14 protein-coding genes are annotated in these 16907 nt (G+C 58.8%); 11 read left to right on the top strand and 3 right to left on the bottom strand.

Going from position 1 to position 16907, the window contains the following annotated elements; all coding sequences use genetic code 11:
- The first annotated feature begins 159 nt into the window (after nucleotides 1-159).
- The 4 genes from ACESLM_RS28030 to ACESLM_RS28015 all read left to right on the top strand — a co-directional run bounded on the left by ACESLM_RS28030 (nucleotide 160) and on the right by ACESLM_RS28015 (nucleotide 6600).
- Nucleotides 160-1074, top strand: coding sequence for a peptidase U32 family protein (locus ACESLM_RS28030; protein WP_372637352.1), 915 nt, complete (start codon nucleotides 160-162; stop codon nucleotides 1072-1074).
- Between the two features lie 17 nt (nucleotides 1075-1091).
- Nucleotides 1092-2354: a peptidase U32 family protein gene (locus ACESLM_RS28025; RefSeq protein ID WP_372637349.1), complete on the top strand. Its 1263-nt coding sequence runs from the start codon at nucleotides 1092-1094 to the stop codon at nucleotides 2352-2354.
- Nucleotides 2355-2544: 190 nt separating this feature from the next.
- Nucleotides 2545-4659: a methyl-accepting chemotaxis protein gene (locus ACESLM_RS28020; RefSeq protein ID WP_372637346.1), complete on the top strand. Its 2115-nt coding sequence runs from the start codon at nucleotides 2545-2547 to the stop codon at nucleotides 4657-4659.
- 129 nt (nucleotides 4660-4788) lie between these two features.
- Complete coding sequence (locus ACESLM_RS28015; RefSeq protein ID WP_372637343.1) at nucleotides 4789-6600, top strand: peptidoglycan D,D-transpeptidase FtsI family protein; 1812 nt, start codon at nucleotides 4789-4791, stop codon at nucleotides 6598-6600.
- Here ACESLM_RS28015 and ACESLM_RS28010 read toward each other — a convergent pair.
- Nucleotides 6557-7714, bottom strand: a complete 1158-nt coding sequence (locus ACESLM_RS28010; RefSeq protein WP_372637340.1) for an AI-2E family transporter — start codon at nucleotides 7712-7714, stop codon at nucleotides 6557-6559. The genes ACESLM_RS28015 and ACESLM_RS28010 overlap by 44 nt on opposite strands.
- Nucleotides 7715-7896: 182 nt before the next feature.
- Here ACESLM_RS28010 and ACESLM_RS28005 point away from each other — a divergent pair, with 182 nt between their 5' ends.
- Nucleotides 7897-9369 carry a polysaccharide deacetylase family protein gene (locus ACESLM_RS28005; RefSeq protein ID WP_372637338.1) on the top strand — a complete coding sequence of 491 codons (1473 nt, stop codon included), beginning with the start codon at nucleotides 7897-7899 and terminating at the stop codon, nucleotides 9367-9369.
- 128 nt (nucleotides 9370-9497) lie between these two features.
- Here the strand turns inward: ACESLM_RS28005 and ilvD are convergent, their stop codons facing one another.
- On the bottom strand, nucleotides 9498-11168 hold the full coding sequence (ilvD, locus tag ACESLM_RS28000) for a dihydroxy-acid dehydratase (RefSeq protein WP_372637358.1): 1671 nt from the start codon (nucleotides 11166-11168) through the stop codon (nucleotides 9498-9500).
- A gap of 336 nt (nucleotides 11169-11504) precedes the next feature.
- On the opposite strand from ilvD, the gene ACESLM_RS27995 reads away from it, so the two are divergent.
- From ACESLM_RS27995 to ACESLM_RS27970, 6 genes are read left to right on the top strand one after another with little or no spacing between them, the layout of a single operon-like run.
- A complete protein-coding gene (locus ACESLM_RS27995; protein WP_094041744.1) occupies nucleotides 11505-11807 on the top strand; it encodes an urease subunit gamma in 303 nt (100 codons plus the stop codon).
- A gap of 33 nt (nucleotides 11808-11840) precedes the next feature.
- The gene (gene ureB / locus ACESLM_RS27990) at nucleotides 11841-12221 is read left to right on the top strand and encodes an urease subunit beta (RefSeq protein WP_372637335.1); all 381 of its coding nucleotides are present in this window, start codon (nucleotides 11841-11843) and stop codon (nucleotides 12219-12221) included.
- Between the two features lie 25 nt (nucleotides 12222-12246).
- Entirely contained in the window at nucleotides 12247-13962 is a 1716-nt protein-coding gene (gene ureC, locus ACESLM_RS27985; RefSeq protein WP_372637355.1) for an urease subunit alpha, read from the top strand.
- Nucleotides 13963-14003: 41 nt separating this feature from the next.
- On the top strand, nucleotides 14004-14735 hold the full coding sequence (locus tag ACESLM_RS27980; protein ID WP_372637332.1) for an urease accessory protein UreF: 732 nt from the start codon (nucleotides 14004-14006) through the stop codon (nucleotides 14733-14735).
- Between the two features lie 27 nt (nucleotides 14736-14762).
- Complete coding sequence (gene ureG / locus ACESLM_RS27975) at nucleotides 14763-15443, top strand: urease accessory protein UreG (protein ID WP_094041740.1); 681 nt, start codon at nucleotides 14763-14765, stop codon at nucleotides 15441-15443.
- A complete protein-coding gene (locus ACESLM_RS27970) occupies nucleotides 15427-16341 on the top strand; it encodes an urease accessory protein UreD (protein WP_372637330.1) in 915 nt (304 codons plus the stop codon). Before ureG ends, ACESLM_RS27970 begins: the two co-directional genes overlap by 17 nt.
- Nucleotides 16342-16363: 22 nt before the next feature.
- Here ACESLM_RS27970 and ACESLM_RS27965 read toward each other — a convergent pair.
- Nucleotides 16364-16907, bottom strand: a 544-nt coding sequence (locus tag ACESLM_RS27965; RefSeq protein ID WP_372637328.1) for a 3'-5' exonuclease, incomplete at its 5' end; no start/stop codon positions are given.

The raw sequence follows: 16907 nt of genomic DNA, 5'->3' as shown, positions 1-16907 counted from the left end.
AAGCTGAGCGAGAAGAACGTCGAACAATAACATCCGCATTCCCGCGAATGCGCGCCGACCCGGCGAACCGTTCCGCAGCATCTTCGAGATGTTCCGGGACGGCTCGCCGGGTCGAAGATTTCCCGGCGGCGCAGTTCCATTACGACAGCTAGTCCCGAATTGCTCATTCCCGCCGGCTCCATCGGCCAGATGGAGCGGTATATTCGCGCCGGGGCTTCGGCGATTCTGATCGGCGAAGCCCGGTTCGGCATGCGTCAGCCGGCGGACGTCGCGCAGGAACAGTTGGAGCAGGCCGCAGAGGCCGCGCATCGGCTCGGCGCCAAACTGTACGTCAACATGAACAAGCTGTTCCGCAATCATGAGCTTGAGGCGCTGCCCGCGTATTTGCGCGCCGTCAAGGCCGCCCAAGTCGACGCTATTGTCTTCGGCGATCCCGCGGTGCTGCTGAACGCGCGCGAGCACGCTCCCGATGTGCCGCTCTTCTGGAACGCCGAGATGACGGGGACAAACTCTTCTTCTGCTTCCTATTGGGGAAGACGGGGAGCTTCCCGGGCCGTGATCGCCCGCGAGCTGAACGAAGAGGAGATCGTCGACCTGAAAGCGAAGGCGGCGATGGAGGTTCAAGTTCAGGTTCACGGGATGACGAACATTTATCATTCCCATCGCAATTTGCTGGAGAGCTACATGCAGCATCTCGGCCGGGAGGCGACGCTCATTCGCAAAGGGCCGGACAGAGGGCTGTACCTCGTCGAAGCGGAGCGTCCGGACGAGAAGTTCCCGGTGTACGAGGACGAGAACGGCACCCATGTGATGAGCCCCGACGACATCTGCTTGCTCGAAGCGCTGCCCGAGTTGATTCGGGCTGGGGTCGACAGCTTCTATATCGAACCGCTGCTCAAATCCGACGAATACAACGAAACGGTGCTGAGGAGCTATCGCGAAGCGCTGGACCGCTGGCATCGCGATCCGGAAAGCTATTCCTTCGACGAGGAAGCGCTGGAGAACATTCGGCGGCTGCAAAGTCCGGACAGGGAGCTGGGCTTCGGATTTTTGTACAAAGAGCAGGTTTATTGATATATCGGTCAGGAGGGATGAAGATGAATCACGTCGCAGCGCGCGCCAAGCCGCGCTACGCGGGGAAGAGGACGCGTCTGAACAAGCCCGAACTGCTGGCCCCGGCCGGCAGCTTGGAGAAATTGAAGTTCGCCGTTCACTACGGAGCGGACGCCGTCTATATCGGCGGACAGAAATACGGTCTCAGGTCCAATGCCGACAATTTCAGCTTCGAAGAGATGCGCGAAGGCGTTGCATTCGCCGCGCAATACGGAGCCAAAGTATTCGTGGCGACGAATATATACGCCCATCAGGAAGATTTGGACGGAGTGGCGGACTACTTGCGTCAGCTTGAGAGCGTCGGCATCGCCGCCATTATCGCAGCCGATCCCGCCATCGTGGAAACGGCGCAGAAGGTCGCGCCCAAGCTGGAAGTCCATCTGAGCACGCAGCAGTCGACGATGAACTGGCAGGCGGTGCAGTTCTGGAAGGAAGAAGGGCTGCCGCGCGTCGTGCTCGCGAGGGAGACGACGATGGACGAGATCGCCGAGATGAAGACGCGCGTCGATATCGAACTTGAAGTGTTCGTCCACGGGGCGATGTGTTCGTCCGTGTCGGGCCGTTGCGTGCTGTCCAACCATTTTACGGACCGGGATTCGAACAGAGGCGGATGCTGCCAGTCGTGCCGCTGGAAGTACGACTTGCATGCCGACGAGCAATCGGTCATGGAGCCGGGAGAGAACCTGTTCACGATGGGGTCCAAAGACCTGTGCATGATTCGGCATGTTCCCGATCTTATCGATGCGGGAGTCGACAGCTTCAAGATCGAAGGCCGGATGAAGAGCATCCATTATGTCGCGTCGGTCGTGAACGCCTACAGACAGGCGATTGATGCCTACATGGCCGATCCCCAGCGGTACGAATTGCGACAGGAGTGGGTCGACGAGATCGGCAAGGCGGCGAACCGTCCGCTCAATACCGGGTTCTTCTATTCGACTCCGGGAGCGGAGGAGCACATTTACGAGCCGGAGGAGAAGCCTGCTCCGTATGACTTCGCGGCCGTCGTAACCGATTACGACGAAGCGTCCGGCATCGCCACCGTTCAGCAGCGCAGCCCGTTCCGCCCGGGAATGGAGGTCGAATTTTTCGGCCCTGGAGGCCGGCGGTTCGTTCAACGCCTGGGCGAGTTTACCGACGAAGAAGGCAATACGCTCACCGTAGCCCGCCATCCGCTGCAAAAAATCCGCGTCAAAACCGATCAGCCCCTAGTCCCATTGGACATTATGCGCAAGAGACTGTAGTGTTATCTCGGCGTAAATTATTTTTTGGATTATCGGGGAAACAAGAGGAAAAAGAAATAGACTTGTCGAATTTATCACACAAAGGTAAACTTAGCCACCCAAGCGGCCGATAAATACTTTGTCGTGTTCAGGCAAGTCTTTTTTCGTGCCGCCAGTCAGTCGTCACTACATAGTTGGAGGGTAATAGCAGATGAAACAATCGTGGCGTGAAAAAATGGGATCGGTAGATTGGAAGAAAGCTTCCAAGTCTGTGAACGGTTTATCCAAACGGGTTGGCGGTCAGCTGAAGGAAACGAAATTTGAAAATCCGATTCGTTCCGTAGGAATGAAGCTGTTTCTGCTCATATTTTGCAGCATTCTTGCTTGCGTCCTGATTCTGGGATGGTTTTCGTATTCCAAGTCGAGTTCGATTATTCAGCAGAAAGTCGCCGATTCGAGCAGCCAGACCGCTGTTCAAACGGCTGGAAAAATTGCGCTTATGCTTGGGGGATACGAGCGTCAGTCGCTGCAATTCATTACCGATACATCCTTCATTAATTTGTTGGGAACGCTGGCCGTCACGAAGGACGATTATGAGACGTTCGATACGGCCCGCCAGCTGACGGAGAAGCTGAACAGCGTCGCTATGGCGGATTCCAGCTATGAGTCGATCTCTCTCGTTCCGATGCACGAGGGCGGACAGTTCATCTCCACGGGGACGTCGCTTAACAAAGAAGGCGTTGCTGAGCAACCGTTTCTGAAGACAATCGCTGAAGCGAACGGCAAAGCGGTCTGGATTCCGACGTTGGCCAAAGGGCTGGACGGTAAACGCGGATCGCCGACTTTCGTGCTCGGCCGTCTGCTTAACCAAGGGAAACCCTATTTGCTGATGCTGGAGATCAAGATCAAGACGCTGGAAGACGAGATGAAGACGGTCAATTTCGGTGAAGGCAGCGCGGCTTATATCGTCTCCGCTGAGAAAACGGTCGTATACGGCCCGGACAAGGAAAAGATGGGAGCTGCTTATCCGTACGATTTGCCCGAGCAGGATTCTTCCGCGACGATTACGGTCGACGGAACCAAAACTTTGTCTTCAGCCGGATTTCTGGAAAACAACGGCTGGAAGCTGATCGGCAACATCCCGGTTTCTTTCCTCGTCAAGGATGCCAAAGCGATCAGCAACCTGACGTGGCTGATGTCCTTGATTGCGGCGCTCATCGCGGCCGGAATCGGCATGATCGTCATGCTGACGGTCGGCCGTCCGCTGGCGCAGCTGCGCACGTTGATGAACGAAGGCGAACGCGGCAATCTGACCGTCCGTTCCACCAACCGGAGCAAAGACGAGATCGGTCAAGTGTCGGAGAGCTTTAACCGGATGATGGAGGAAATTACCGGACTGGTTCGCCAGACGAATCAGTCCGCGCAAGAGGTGCTGGCGACCGCGGCTTCGCTGTCCGACGCTTCGCGCAAGACGGCCGGAGCGGCGAAGGAGATCGCCGTGGCGACCGAAGAGATCGCCAACGGCGCGACGAACCTCGCGGTAGAGGCGGAGAAGGGCTCGGATCTGACCGTGCAGATCGGCTCGCAGGTTCAATCCGTCATCGACTCCAACGTAGAGATGGGGCAATCGGCCAATGAGGTAGAGGAAGCCGGCCGTACGGGTTCGGTCTATATGGACAACCTGATCCAGAAGACGGGACAGACGGAAGAGATGACCCGCTCGATGGTCGAGAAGGTAGACAAGCTGCAAGAGAGCACCGGTTCGATCCGCAAAATTCTCGACGTGCTCGGCAATATTACCAAACAGACGAATATTTTGTCCTTGAACGCCACCATCGAAGCGGCGCGGGCCGGAGCGGCCGGTAAAGGCTTTATGGTCGTCGCCGATGAAATCCGCAAGCTGGCCGATCAGTCCCGCGAGTCGATCGGCATCGTCGGCGGCATCGTCGAGAACATCTCGCGCGAGATCGACGAGACGGTCAGCGTGCTGTCCGAAGCCTACCCGATCTTCCAGGAGCAGATCGACTCGGTTCGCGAAGCGAATCAGATCTTCGTGACGGTGCAGGACAATATGAGCGGATTTATCAGCAGGCTGTCTTCGGCTACGGATTCGGTCCGCCAGCTCGAAGGCGCGCAGAATACGCTCGCTCTCGCGATGAGCAACGTCAGCGCGGTCGCGGAAGAAGCATCGGCTACGTCCGAAGAAGTCGCTTCTCTGAGCAACGAGCAGTTGAGCATCAGCGACGGCCTGGTTCAACTGTCGAACAACCTGGAGGCGGTGTCGGGCAAGCTGCGCGAATCGCTGAGCCGGTTCACCGTATCCTAACCCTTTTGGTCGACAAGAGGTCTTCTCCCCGTTTGCGGAGAAGGCCTCTTTTTAATGACGGCGATCTTGCTTGTTTGGATGAATTATGGAAATCCTAGGGAGGAGAAAAGAAAAAGGGGCAATCGAGAGATGAGGCGGGAAACATCCACGAGGGCGTTTCGGATACTCTTGCTGCTGGCGACGTTGTTCGGCGTGCTGGGGGCGAGATTGGCCTGGCTGCAAATCGGGGGAGCCGGAGCGAAGAACGCGAGCGGCTCGCTGAGCGCATCCGCCGTTCTGCAGCATTCCGACGCTCTGCTGCTCGACAGCGGACGCGGGCAGTTTCGCGATCGACGGGGGCGCTTGTTGACCGGCCAAACGGTGCATGGCTTGGCGGCTTTTCCGGGCAACGGGAAACCAAGAGGAGCGGAGCGGGATATTCGCGAGCTGGCGGCCAGCTTGGGCGTGGAGGAGGACGTGCTAGACGGATGGCTCGACCGATTGCGGGAGCCGGCCGTATGGCGCCACCCGGGATCCGGGTTGGCGATCGATCTGAGCGCCGAGCAGATTCGTATGATCGAACGGAAGAAGCTGTTTGGCGTAGCCGTCCTGCCCTATCTTAATCGATATCCCTCCGGCATAACGCCTCTTCACGCGATCGGCTACGTCTCGCAGCATCCCGAGTATGCGCGCCTTGTTTACGAGGATCGAATTTCCCGGAAAAGGATGAAGTCGACGGCGGCGATCGGGGGAGCGGGGTTGGAGAAATCGTTGGACCGTCTTCTTCAGGGAAGATCCGAGACGACGGTGAAGCAGGTGACGGATGCGACGAGAAGACCGTTGCGAGGCTTGGGGCTGCGATTAACGGCGGACGACAACCCTCATTTCCCGATTCAAGTAACGACAACGCTCGATCTGGACATTCAACGCATCGCCGAATCGGCACTGAACCAATACGGAATCGGCAAAGGGGCGATCGTCGTGCTGGATGCAGCCAATGCCGACATTCTCGCCATGGTGTCCCTTCCGCAGCTGGACCCTTACCATATTGGCGCTGAGGGCACGGACGAACGCAATCATGCGGTTACCGCCGTCCCGCCGGGCTCCGTGTTCAAGACGGTGACGCTGGCAGCGGTGCTGGAGGCGGGCAAGACGGGGTGGCACGAGACGTTCTACTGCGACGGAAAATACGGCAAGTACGGCTTGAAATGCTGGAAGGAGGGCGGGCACGGTCATCTGACGCTGGAGCAAGCTTATGCGCAGTCGTGCAACGTCGCTTTCGCGACTTTGGCCGAACGGCTCGATCCGGCTTGGCTCCAAATTACGGCGGAACGGCTGGGCTTCGCGAGGCAGGTGGGCTGGCACGCCGAGCGGTTCGTCGACGGAGATCCGTTGAGGCTGCTTAGCGAGGAAGAAGCGGGAGCCGTGTTCTTGAACAAGCGGATCGCCCAGGACGGCGGAGCGAGAGCGGGGTCGGGCATCGGCCAGCGGGACGTGCGGGTGACTCCGCTGCAGGTGGCGAACATGGCCGTGACGATTATTCATGACGGCCGCGTGTTCGCGCCGAGGCTCGTGAAGGAGATTCGGTATGCGGACGGAGGGCTGATGGCTTCGCTCGACGTTCAGTCCGCGCCTTCCAGGTACGGGCGGATCGAGCCGGAGACGGCCGCGGCGCTGCGCAAAGGGATGCTTGCGGTCGTGAGGGAAGGGACCGCCGCCGCCGCTTTGCGGGGAGCCGAGTGGCCTCTTGCGGGCAAATCGGGCACGGCGGAGCTTGCGGGCAAGCAGAAAGGCCGCAACGACCATTGGTTCGTCGGCTACGGCCCCGCAAGCGAAAAGCCGCGGTACGCGGTCGCCGTGCTGATCGAAGATCAGCCGGCGGGCCTGCGCAACCGCGGCGCGACGGTGTTCGGCAACATTATGGACGGGATTCGGCATCTGGAGCTTCGGCGCCAGCGGTAGCGGCAGCGGGCTGCGGCGCAAGCGGATGCACATTGAATTCGTCGTTCGGGAATCGCACCCATCTGTGGAAGTAGCCTTGATCGTACAATGCTTTAAGCAAAATCATCAGAATCGGGGCCAAAATCAATCCGGCGACGCCGAACAGAGACAGGGAGATCATCATAAAGGCAAGCATCGTGAAGGCGGATACGCCGACGGTCTGTCCAGTAATTCTAGGTTCGAGAAATTGCCGGGTCAGCGTTACGACGAGCAGCAGCGCGGTGAGCCAGATGGCGAGCGTCGTGTCCCCGACGATGAACAAGTAGACGATCCACGGAATGAACAGCGTGTTGACGCCGAGCAGCGGAAGCACGTCGAAGATGCCTGCGAGCAAGGCTATCGAGAAAGCGTTGTTCACGCCCAGAGCGAGCAAGGCGACGAAGATGACAAGAAACGTAATGCTGATCAGCTTGCCTTGCGCTTTCAGATAAGCGCCGATTCCTTTGAACACGTTGTTGCGAAGAAATTCGAAGACGGTTTTGAGCGTTTTGGGTGCTCGATCCGTCGAGACTTTCTTCCAGGCTTCAATCTCCAGGCTCAAGAAATAAGCGAGAATGATGGCGATCGAAATGTTCAGAATAAACGAGGAGAAGGAGGTCAGGAATCCGACGAGCCATTTCAGGAACTTGCCGGCCCAATTCGCGCCTAAGTCGGTCACGTATGCGGCGGCATTGCTCAGCTTCTGGGCGACGTCCGGAGGCAGCGCGTCGGCTTCGCTTTGCAGCCTCTCCGCGATGGAGGTCACTTGGCCCTGCAGCAATTTCTGGTATTTCGGCAGATCGTCCGCAAGCTGGGTAATCTGGATCGTGAATATGTATCCGAGCCCGAAGAAAACGGCGAGAATGACAAGCGTGAAAAACAGAATGCTGATGCCGGTGGCGATCGATTTGGGCAGTCCGATGCGGTTAAGCCGTCTGGCCAGCGGTTCGATGATCCAGAAGATGAGGAAGGAGAGAAATACGGGCGTCGCAAGATTGTACAAGTAGCTAAATACGTACATTGTGAGCCACACGGTAAGCGCGATTACGCCAAGATCGAAAGCGGTCCTCCAGTATTTTTGATACAATGAGAGCATCTGTCAGCCTTCCTTTTCCGGTTCGTTATGGACAGCTTGTCCATTCCAGTTATTGCTATTGTACATGATAACAAAAAAGATGCATACTGGCATGCCTATTTTGTCGGAGCATATGTTAAAATATAAGGCGGGCTAATAACCGCGCGCACAACTAATATGGCAATCAAGATGGTGGGGAAAGCATGGAACTCATCCTATGGATCGGTTTTTATTTTTTGACTTTTTACGCTTTTTTGCCGGCTTTGATCAGTCGGATTTTCGGTTACAAGGTGTTCATGAACGGGAAGTCGGCCGACGGAATCTCCTTGACGTTCGACGACGGTCCCGATCCCGAGTATACGCCCAAGCTGCTCGACTTGCTGAAGCGCAACGGAGCGAAGGGGACTTTTTTCGTTGTCGGAGAGAACGCGGAGAAGTATCCGGACATCGTGGCGAGAATACACGAAGAGGGACATGTTCTAGGCATACATAACTACGTCCATCATATGAACTGGTTTATGCGCCCGAGCACCGTCAAGCGGCAAATTCGGCAGACGTCGGACGTCATCGAGCGAATTACGGGATCGAAGCCGAAGTACTATCGTCCTCCGTGGGGGATCGTGAACGTATTCGATTATTCGCGGCTCGGCCATCTTCAGATCGTGCTCTGGACTTCGTTGTTCGGGGACTGGAAGAAGCGGCTCGGGGCGGACAAGCTGTACCGCCGGATGAGAAGGAAGCTGAAGCCCGGGCAGGTGTTTCTGCTGCACGACTGCGGAAGCACGTTCGGGGCCGATCGGGACGCGCCGGAAAATACGATCGAGGCCGTGGGGAGAATATTGGACGACGGCCGCAAGCTCGGCTACCGGTTTATCGGCATCGACGAGATGATCGAAGTTACCGAAGGCGCCAAGAGGAAGGGTGCTAGCCGGGCCGAGGACGCGAAGGCGGAACGGACCGCCTCGGTCGGCCTGTTCAAGAAGATCGTCATCGGCCTGTGGATGCTGTGGGAGAAGCTGTTCCATGTCGTGTTCCGGCTTCGTCCTATCGGAGACGCTCGGTTTTTCAATTACCGCATTCGCAAGTATTCCGGAGTCGAGCTTAATCTTCAGAACGGCCGGACGCTTAAGTCGGGAGACCGGATTATGGAGATCCATTTCGAAAACCGCATGCTCGTCGAGATCGGGATGAAATCCAAGACGTCGCTGCAGCTGGCGATCAGGATCATCCGCGAGATGGAGAGGGTGCTGCCGGACATGGCGAGAGAATTAGCGGTATATCCGGGAGGCGGCGAGGTCAAAGCTCTCTACGGAGTCTCGATGATTCACCGCGGAGGCGAGAGTCTCGGCTTCGAAATGTTCGATCTGCCCAAAGGGTTGTTCGCGTGGTCGACCAATCTTTACTTGCGGTTTATGATCCGGGTCGTTCATCCTTCCGGCAATAAACGGGTGCGCGAGCACGGCGAGTCGTTGAATCCGCGTATGCTGATCATGGAACGCGATACGCTGCTGAAGTGGGCTGACGAATCGCGGACGGTCCGCCGCGTAGGCCGGGAGCGCGCCGCCGTCAAAGCGGAAGAAGGGGGCGGCAGGAAACGGTCGGCGGATTCGGATACGGAGTCGTCCGAAGGTTCCTCCGGGGAGTTCGAGGAGAAGACGGTAGGCAAGCTGGTGTAATCTTTTTTTCCTTTATAACTTGTGAAGTCAAACAAGGCTTCCCTTCGTTATCCAGCGATAACGGAGGGAAGCCTTGTTTTTGGTGGGGCGATGGAGCGGGCGGGACGCAAGGCCCCGTGCCGTCTCGTTTACATTTTCATGACGCCGCCCTGGCTGGCGTTGGTGACCATCGCGGAATAGCGAGCCAAGTAGCCGCGTTTGATTTTAGGTTCGAAGCCCTTCCATTCGGAACGACGGCGTTCCAGCTCTTCGTCGCTCACTTCAAGCGTGATCGTGCGGTTGTTCATGTCCAGCTCGATAATGTCGCCGTCTTGAACGAACGCGATCGGACCGCCTTCCGCCGCTTCCGGGGAGATGTGGCCGATAGCGATGCCGCGGGAGGCTCCCGAGAAGCGGCCGTCCGTGATCAGGCCGACTTTCGTGCCGAGTCCCATGCCGACGATCTGGGAAGTCGGGGCGAGCATTTCCGGCATGCCGGGGCCGCCCTTAGGTCCTTCGTAGCGGATGACGACGACGTGGCCTTCCTTGACTTTGCCTTCGGCGAGCCCTCTGAGCACCTCGTCTTGCGAGTCGAAGCAGATGGCAGGGCCGCGGTGATAACCGCCGACGGATTTGTCGACCGCGCCGACTTTGATGATGGAGCCGCCCGGAGCCAGGTTGCCGAACAGCACGGACAGGCCGCCTTCCTTGGAATGCGGATCGTCGATTGGGCGGATGACCGAGTGATCGGTAATTTCCGCGCCTTCGACGTTCTCGCGCAGCGTTTTGGCGGAGACGGTCAGCACGTCCCCTTGCAGCGCGCCTTCTTTCTTGAACAGCTCGTGGATAATCGCGCTTACGCCGCCCGCGTTGTGCAGGTCTTCGATGTGGTGGTCGGAAGCGGGAGCGAGCTTGGACAAGTACGGAACGCGCTTGGCCACTTCGTTGATCCGCTCGATCGGGTATTCGATGCCGGCTTCATGAGCGAGCGCCAGCGTGTGCAGCACGGTATTCGTCGAGCCGCCCATGGCCATGTCGAGCGCGAACGCGTTGTCGATGGAATCGAGGGTGACGATGTCGCGCGGCTTGATGTCCTGCTTGATCAGCTCCATCAGCTGCTTCGCCGATTTCTTGACGAACTCGCGGCGCTCCGGAGCGACTGCGAGAATGGTGCCGTTGCCCGGAAGGGCGAGGCCGAGCACTTCCGCCAGACAGTTCATCGAGTTGGCGGTGAACATGCCGGAGCAGGAACCGCAAGTCGGACAGCCGAACTGCTCGAGCTCGGTCAGGCTCTTCTCGTCGATCTTGCCCGTCATATAGGCGCCGACGCCTTCGAATACCGACGTCAGGGAGATGGCGCGGCCGTCGCTCGTGCGTCCGGCTTTCATCGGTCCGCCGCTGACGAAGATCGTCGGAATGTTGACGCGCAGCGCCGCCATCATCATCCCCGGCGTGATTTTGTCGCAGTTCGGGATGCAGACCATGCCGTCGAACCAGTGCGCATTAACGACCGTCTCGACGGAGTCGGCGATAATCTCGCGGCTGGCGAGGGAGTAGCGCATGCCGATCTGGCCCATGGCGATGCCGTCGTCGACGCCGAGCGTATTGAATTCGAACGGGACGCCGCCCGCTTCGCGAATGGCTTCCTTGACGATTTTGCCGAATTCTTGCAAGTGCACGTGGCCAGGCACGATATCGATATAAGAATTGCAGACGGCAATGAACGGTTTGCCGAAATCCTCTTCTTTAACGCCGGCTGCCCGAAGCAAGCTGCGGTGCGGAGCGCGGTCAAAGCCTTTGGTGATCATGTCGGAGCGCATTCTTTTGTTAGCCAACTTGTAGTCCTCCTCTTTCGGATAAACCGGAATGTCTTATCCATTGATTCTATCATACAAGCCGACAGCTTGACCAGAACGGCTTGCGCCTCTCCAGTCATCCCCTGCGAGCCGGCTGTTTCGGTTTATACTCGCACAACTAACCCGCTCTCTTCTTACTGATGTGTTATTATATATAACATTTAAACAATGAAAATTCAAAATAAATCCAAATAACTCATATGAATTCAATAATCAATGTTATATAATCTTACATAAAAGATTTACAACAAAATGAGCATTCCCTATAATGGGAAGAAAGCTCAGAAAAGGAGGGGCGCGATGAATCTGACGGAACGCGAGAAGGAGAAACTGCTCATCACGCTGGCGGCCGATCTGGCGCACCGTAGATTGGCTAAGGGAGTCAAGCTGAACTACCCGGAATGCGTCGCTCTCATTACGTCGGCGATCATGGAGGGAGCCAGAGAGGGCAAGAGCGTGGCTGAAATGATGGCTTACGGAACGACGCTGCTGACCCGGGACCAGGTGATGGCGGGAGTGCCGGAGATGATCGCGGAGGTGCAGGTGGAGGCGACGTTCCCGGACGGTACGAAGCTGGTGACCGTGCATAACCCGATTACTTGATCGGATTGTCGTATACGAAGGGAGGGGAAGACGATGATACCGGGAGAGATTAAAGCGGTGGCGGGGGAAGTCGAACTGAACGAGGGAAGGCGTACGGTGGAAGTTCTCGTCGGCAATACGGGGGATAGACCGATTCAGGTCGGCTCCCATTACCACTTTTTCGAAACGAATCGGGCTTTGCGGTTCGACAGGGAGCGGGCGTTCGGGATGAGGCTGGATATTCCGGCGGGTACGGCGGTCCGGTTCGAGCCAGGGGAGGAGAAGCCGGTACGACTGACCGAGCTGGGCGGACGCAAGCGCTCGTTCGGGCTGAATGCCATCACGCAAGGGGACGCGAAAGGGGCCGTCCCTCCGGAAGTCGCCGAACGCTTGAAAGCCTGGATCGAGCTTGGGGATAAAAAAGGGCAGTCGTAGATAAAGAGGACAAAGGGAGCGGGAGATCATGCGGATGGATCGGGAAAGCTACGCGGGCATGTTCGGTCCGACGACCGGTGACCGCGTGCGGCTCGCGGATACGGAGCTGTGGGCCGAGATCGAACGTGACTTCACCGTGTACGGCGACGAATGCAAGTTCGGAGGGGGCAAGGTCATCCGGGACGGCATGGGCCAGTCCAGCGGCGCGGTGCGCGCGGACGGCGTCTTGGACACGCTCATTACGAACGCGGTCGTCATCGATCACTGGGGCGTCGTCAAAGGGGATGTCGGCATCAAAGACGGCGTCATCGTCGGCATCGGCAAGGCGGGCAACCCGGACATTATGGACGGAGTGCGCGCCGATATGGTCGTAGGGGCGAGCACGGAAGTAATTGCGGGCGAGGGCAAGATCGTCACGGCCGGAGGCATCGATACGCATATCCACTACATCTGCCCGCAGCAGATCGAGACGGCTCTGGCGTCCGGAGTGACGACGATGATCGGGGGCGGCACGGGACCGGCGACGGGTACGAACGCAACGACCTGCACGCCCGGCGCTTGGCATCTGAGGCGAATGCTGGAGGCGGCGGAAGCTTTCCCGATGAATCTCGGTTTTCTCGGCAAAGGAAACGCTTCGGCTTCGGAGCCGCTCATCGAGCAGATCGAGGCCGGGGCGATCGGGCTGAAGCTGCACGAGGACTGGGGGACGACCCCGGCGGCGATCGACGCGTGCCTGGGCGTGGCCGATCTGTTCGACGTTCAGGTGGCGATCCATACGGATACGCTGAACGAAGGGGGCTTCGTCGAGGATACGCTTCGCGCGATCGGAGGCCGCACGATTCATACGTACCATACGGAGGGGGCCGGAGGCGGCCATGCTCCGGACATTATCAAGGCGGCGAGCCATCCGAACGTTATTCCGTCCTCGACGAATCCGACCCGTCCGTTTACGGTCAACACGATCGAGGAGCATCTCGACATGCTGATGGTATGTCATCATCTGGACAGCTCGATTCCCGAAGACGTGGCGTTCGCCGATTCGCGCATTCGCCCGGAGACGATCGCGGCGGAAGACATCCTGCACGACCTGGGGGCGTTCAGCATCATCAGTTCTGACTCCCAGGCGATGGGCCGGGTCGGGGAAGTCATTACGCGCACGTGGCAGACGGCGGACAAAATGAAGGGGCAGCGCGGGCCGCTTGCCGGCGATGAAGGCGGCGGAGATAACGAGCGAATCAAGCGCTATGTGGCCAAATATACGATCAACCCGGCGATCGCCCACGGCATCTCCCATATTGTCGGTTCCGTGGAAGCGGGCAAATGGGCGGATCTCGTCGTGTGGAGTCCTGCGTTTTTCGCCGTTAAGCCGGATTTGGTGCTGAAGGGCGGGAGCATCGCTTACGCGCAGATGGGGGATCCGAACGCGTCCATCCCGACGCCGCAACCGGTATTCGGCCGGCCGATGTTCGCCGCGTTCGGAAGATCGCTGTACAAGAGCTCGCTTACTTTCGTGTCGCAGGCGGCCTACGAACGGGGAATCGCGAGCGAGCTGCGCTTGCAGAAGCGCGTAGAGCCGGTTCGAAATTGCCGGGGCATCGGCAAGAAGAACATGATCCGCAACGATGCGACGCCTGTCATCGAAGTCGATCCCGACACGTACAAGGTGACGATCGACGGAGAGCCGGCCGTGTGCGAACCCGCGACCGTAGTGCCGATGGCACAAAGGTACTTCCTGTTCTAAGGGAGGCTGGCTGTATTGGATTTGCGAAAGGAGGCGGATCGATGACCGCGGGCGGGGAAGAGACTCGCTCCGAAACCTGGATGTCGCTGCAAATGCTGCTCGATTCGGCTTTGCCGATCGGAAGCTTCGCCCACTCCTTCGGATTGGAGACGCTCGTGCAGGACGGCAGCCTGGAGAACGCAGAGCAGTTGCGGGCCTATATCGAGGCAATGCTTCGTCACAGCTGGTCGACCGGGGATTTGATGGTTGTAAAAGCCGTGTACGCGGCCGGGGACGGCGGCTCCGGCGCGGGCGATCGAGCTGGGGAGAGATACGATTACCGTATCGAGAAGCTCGTTCATTTTCAGAGAATCGCGCCGGAATCCCGCGAAGGCCTGGAGAAGATCGGCAGAAGATTGCTTAAGCTCGCTCCGGAATTGTTCCCGGCGCCGGATTGGAGCAGGCTGCGCGACGACGTCCGCGCAGGACGATGCCATGGCACTTATCCGCTCGTCTACGCGGCGATCTGCCTGGCGCTGCGCATTCCGCTTGACCGGGCGGCGGAGGGGTACTTGTACACGTCCGTCGTCACCTGCGTCAATGCCGCGCTGCGGTTGATTCCGATGGGTCAGACCGAGGCTCAGCGCCTGACGGCGGCGTTGTTCCCGGCCGTCGCCGCCGCGTGGTCGGCCGTGCGGGACATGGACCCGGCCGACGCCTACGGCGCCATGCCGCTTGCCGAATTGGCGATGATTCGACACGAGACGCTGTATTCCCGTTTGTTCATGTCTTAAATCAATAGATTGTGGAGGGATTTATCTATGTGCCAAGGAAAAGGACCCGGACACCACCATCACCATGACGGCTGGGTGACGCCGCAAGCGGAGAGCGGACGCCCGATGCGAATCGGCATCGGCGGGCCGGTAGGCTCCGGCAAGACGAAGCTGGTCGAGCGAATCGCCTTCGAGCTGAAGGATAAAATTAATCTGGCGGTCATTACGAACGATATTTATACGAAGGAAGACGCCCGGATTCTGTCGGATACCGGATGTCTCCCCGAAGAGCGGATTATCGGCGTCGAGACCGGCGGCTGCCCGCATACGGCCATTCGGGAGGACGCGTCGATGAACTTCGACGCGGTCGAGGAGCTGGAGAGCCGATTCCCCGATTTGGATCTGATTCTGATCGAGAGCGGCGGGGACAATCTGGCCGCGGCGTTCAGCCCGGAGCTGGTCGACCGGTTCATCTACATTATCGACGTGGCCCAGGGAGAGAAAATTCCCCGCAAAGGCGGACCCGGCATCATGAGGTCCGATCTGCTGATCATCAACAAGATCGATCTGGCCCCTTACGTCGGCGCAAGCCTGGAAGTGATGGAACGCGATTCCCGTCAGATGCGCGGAGAGCGTCCGTTCTTCTTCACGAATCTGTTCGGAGGACAGGGGCTGGACGAAGTCGCGCAGTGGGTGTCCCGGCAGACGGGCCATGCGGCCGCCGTCTAGCGCGGTCGCCCGAACGGCCGAGCTGAGGGCGGTGGCGGGGCTGTCCGGCGACAGGCCGGCGCTGCTCTCCCGGTATCACTCGTCGCCGCTGAAGATCGCCAAGGCTTTTTCGGTTCGTGCCGGCGACGCCCGGCAGCTTGCCGTCGTGCAGATGGACGGCTCGCCCGGCATGCTGGAAGGCGACCGTTATTTGTTCGACTGGCGGCTAACGGATGGGGTGCATCTTTACGCGACGAACCAATCGTATACGCGCATCCATCCGTGCGAATCCGGCGGAACGGCCGAACTCGTACAGAAATTCGACTTGCAGGCCGGCGCCGTGCTCGAATGGATTCCCGAGCCCGTCATGCTGTTTCGCGACGCGCGCTTCAAGAGCGAGACGGAGATCGACTTGGCGGAAGGCGCGGTCTGCATGATAAGCGATATTTTCTGTCCGGGCAGATTGTCCAGGGGAGAAGCGTTCGCATTCGGCAGCTGCGATTCGCGGCTGACCGTGCGCTGCGGCGGGGAGCTCATTCACTATCAGAGACAGAAATGGGAGCCCTCGTCGCTTCCCCTGAGGAATTCCGGCTGCTTCGGGGAGTATACGCACGTAGGATCGTTTATGGCATTCTCGGATCTGATTACGGCCGCGCATGCGGAGAAGGTGCGCGAGGCGATCGCCGGGGCGCACGCCCTGCTGCCGGACGGCGTCGTCTGGGGCGTCGCCCGTCTGGCCTCGCGCGGAATCGCGGTTCAGGTCGCGGGCCATGCCGGATGGAAGCTGCAGAAGCTGCTCATGATCGCCTGGGACGGCGTGCGGCGCGAGCTGCTCGGCTTGCCGCCCCTCAGGCTGATCCGGGAAGCCTGGATGAACGGCGCGGAGGAAAATGAAAAAGCGGTCCCTGGTCAACGTTAGCGTTGGTCCGGGACCGCTTTGTCTATTTGGCCGGATCGGAGAACAGGTTGGCGAGTCCTGCGAACGGCAAGTTTTCGTAATGCTCGGTTTTATAGACGACTTCGCTCTCGACCTTCGTGTCGTCGCCGAGCTTGTTGCGGCGGAACTGGAACTTGTCGTACAGCTTGACGAGGATGCGCGCCGTATTGACCGCATCGTCCATCGCCCGGTGATGGGAGCCGCTGAACGGGATCTCCAGCATTTCCAGCGCCGGCTTCAGGCCCATCTGCTGATGCTTCTCGAGCTTGTATACTTTGGACAGCATTTTCTGCAAATTGTTATGATTGACGATCCAGTCCGTCGAGATGCTGTGCTGGCGGCATTCCTGGACAAGCTGGCGCTGGTCGTCCGGGCCCCATGCGCAGAGGAAGTATTCTTCCTGACCCATCCATTCGATAAATTCTCGTACGACTTGCGGCAACAGCCCTGCGGCGTCGACGTTCTCCTGCGAGATGCCCGTGAATTCGGTCGTATCGACGGACAGCTGGGGAACGACGCTCGGCTTGACGAACGCCTGGAACGTATCG

It is taken from the genome of Cohnella sp. (genome assembly GCF_041641335.1).
Taxonomy (GTDB): Bacteria; Bacillota; Bacilli; order Paenibacillales; family Paenibacillaceae; genus Cohnella.
The sequence above is the reverse complement of the archived record's forward strand: the minus strand, read 5'-3'. Positions and strand labels throughout refer to the sequence as shown.

Excerpts from the sequence above, each read along its gene's own strand:
- ilvD (WP_372637358.1), bottom strand. The coding sequence starts at position 11,168 with ATGCGCTCCGACATGATCACCAAAGGCTTTGACCGCGCTCCGCACCGC.
- ACESLM_RS27980 (WP_372637332.1), top strand. The coding sequence starts at position 14,004 with ATGACCGCGGGCGGGGAAGAGACTCGCTCCGAAACCTGGATGTCGCTG.
- ACESLM_RS28010 (WP_372637340.1), bottom strand. The coding sequence starts at position 7,714 with ATGCTCTCATTGTATCAAAAATACTGGAGGACCGCTTTCGATCTTGGC.
- ACESLM_RS28020 (WP_372637346.1), top strand. The coding sequence starts at position 2,545 with ATGAAACAATCGTGGCGTGAAAAAATGGGATCGGTAGATTGGAAGAAA.
- ACESLM_RS28005 (WP_372637338.1), top strand. The coding sequence starts at position 7,897 with ATGGAACTCATCCTATGGATCGGTTTTTATTTTTTGACTTTTTACGCT.
- ureG (WP_094041740.1), top strand. The coding sequence starts at position 14,763 with ATGTGCCAAGGAAAAGGACCCGGACACCACCATCACCATGACGGCTGG.
- ACESLM_RS27995 (WP_094041744.1), top strand. The coding sequence starts at position 11,505 with ATGAATCTGACGGAACGCGAGAAGGAGAAACTGCTCATCACGCTGGCG.
- ureB (WP_372637335.1), top strand. The coding sequence starts at position 11,841 with ATGATACCGGGAGAGATTAAAGCGGTGGCGGGGGAAGTCGAACTGAAC.
- ACESLM_RS27970 (WP_372637330.1), top strand. The coding sequence starts at position 15,427 with ATGCGGCCGCCGTCTAGCGCGGTCGCCCGAACGGCCGAGCTGAGGGCG.
- ACESLM_RS28025 (WP_372637349.1), top strand. The coding sequence starts at position 1,092 with ATGAAGATGAATCACGTCGCAGCGCGCGCCAAGCCGCGCTACGCGGGG.
- ACESLM_RS28015 (WP_372637343.1), top strand. The coding sequence starts at position 4,789 with ATGAGGCGGGAAACATCCACGAGGGCGTTTCGGATACTCTTGCTGCTG.